General features: G+C 41.5%; 1 protein-coding gene. It reads right to left on the bottom strand.

Going from position 1 to position 615, the window contains the following annotated elements; translation table 11 throughout:
• Nucleotides 1–188 precede the first annotated feature (188 nt).
• On the bottom strand, nt 189–615 hold a 427-nt coding region (gene metG, locus B3V51_RS00050; RefSeq protein WP_286707736.1), incomplete at its 5' end, for a methionine--tRNA ligase subunit beta.

Below are 615 nucleotides of genomic sequence, written 5' to 3'. Positions count from 1 at the left end.
GTACGTATCCGTACGCCAGACAATAAGATTGTGACAGTAATTAATAACACGTTGGAAATTATTGATGTTTTGAGTAGATAACAGCGCACTTTAATCTTTTAAGTCAGCCATAAAAAAACGGTCTATTTAGACCGTTTTTTTCGTTCTTTCTTTAATTATCACTTACACCACTACTTAAGTTAATATTTTTATGCGAGTACATCACCAATGACACAGTTATCAGGTAGCGTAACGACCGTTAGCTGAGTTTTTGGATCGCCTGATGACAAAATCATGCCCTCAGAGATACCAAATTTCATCTTTCGCGGGGCAAGGTTGGTCACGCAAATGACTTTCTTACCCGTCAGTTGCTCAGGCTCATAGAACTTACGAATGCCGCTAAACACGTTACGTGGCTTTTCTTCACCAACATCTAGTGTGAACTGTAGCAGCTTGTCCGCGCCTTCTACGTGATTGCACTCAAGCACTTTAGCGACTTTCATCTCAACCTTAGCAAAGTCTTCAATACCAATATAATCCGTTTGCTCGGCAACAGTATTAGCGTCTATTGCAGGTGATTTGTCTTTTGCGGCAGGCTTGTTATTTTCGGTCACAGCAGGCGCATCAGCTTGAGCT

It is taken from the genome of Psychrobacter sp. UBA2514, assembly GCF_002341255.1.
GTDB classification, from domain to species: Bacteria; Pseudomonadota; Gammaproteobacteria; order Pseudomonadales; family Moraxellaceae; genus Psychrobacter; species Psychrobacter pacificensis.
Note: the sequence above shows the minus strand (reverse complement) of the source record. Positions and strands in the feature narration are given on the sequence as shown.